Source organism: Desulfurivibrio modestus (assembly GCF_044068625.1).
Lineage (GTDB): Bacteria > Desulfobacterota > Desulfobulbia > Desulfobulbales > Desulfurivibrionaceae > Desulfurivibrio.
In genome coordinates, this window is sequence record NZ_JBIPKH010000066.1 from 1 (window position 1) to 1,235 (window position 1,235).

A 1,235-nucleotide genomic window follows, 5' to 3' on the forward strand; every position below is an offset into this window, starting at 1 on the left:
GGAAGAAGCTGTCCAGTATGGTGATGTGGCGCCCCTTGTGGATGGCTTGCCGCAACCAGATGGAAAGATCGGTGTCGGGGATGCCCTGGTTATTCTCAAAAAAGTGCTTGGACAAACGGATTTCTAACAGCTGCTGTTGCTAAGGCAAGGGGGCCTTTTCTCATGAAGCACAAAATTACGTACCTGCTTTTGATTGCTGTCGTGGGGATTTTTATAGGAGCGTGTAGTGGCGGGGGTGGCGACTCCAGGCAGGATCCCGACGCAAATGACGCCCAGAGCGGTGATCGAATACTGAGTGGTGTGGCTGCCAAGGGCTTGTTGAAATACGGGCTGGTGCGCGTATATGCCATAGACAATTTTGGGTTTAAAGGCGAGAAGATAACGGAAGGCATGACCGACATCGAGGGGAGATTTCAGCTCAACCTAAGTGGTTATGAGGGGGCGGTGCTGATTGAGGGTAGCGGGAGCTATATTGACGAAGCTACTGGCCTGGAGGAAACAATTCCTGAAAATATGCCGCTACGGGCTGCCCTGCCGACCCTCGTTGCTGATCAAGCCGTGGCGGTGACGCCCGTGACGGAACTGGCGGTTCGCCGCGCGGAGATGTTATCAGGCGGCTTGAGGCCCGATGATGTTGAAGCGGCAAACGATCTGTTGGGCCAGCTCTTCAAGTTTGATATTTTGCGGGCTCTTCCCGTATCTCCCACTGCCCTTGCACTAGCTGGAGCGACCGATTCCCAAAAAAGCAGCACATTGGCTCTTGCGGCTCTGTGTCAGTTGGCGGCCAACGAGAATCTGTCCGTTACGCAGCTTTTGGATCGACTGACTGCGGAGCTAGATGAGAAGAACCACTTTTCAAGCGAAACACTGGTAGTGTTTGACAAAGCGGTTGACGATTTTTTAGTAGGAGATTTTAACCAAACAGGCATCAGCAACTCGAATTCAACAAGCTTGCCAACCGTTGGTCGGGTTTTGGCACGACTAGAATTTAAGATCCAAAGTGAGGTTGAGACCGATGGAGTCGGTGGGGTGGGGGTGACCATCAGGGTTCCTGGTGACGTTCTATTGAAGATCAATGAGCAGGGTGAAGTCAATGATGAATCTTTCAGGCTGGCCCCTGGAATAACCCAGGGTATTGCCTCAACTCGATATGTGACAACCGGGAATGGGGAAGATGGCCACCTAAGTCTGGCCGTGATCAGTCCAGCTGGTTTGGGTCAGGGAATGTTCGCAAC

General features: G+C 52.6%; 1 protein-coding gene. It reads left to right on the forward strand.

The window, feature by feature from the left end:
- Positions 1-162 precede the first annotated feature (162 nt).
- Positions 163-1,235: hypothetical protein (locus ACHHRT_RS13810; protein WP_395500352.1), on the forward strand; the 1,073-nt coding region annotated here is incomplete at its 3' end.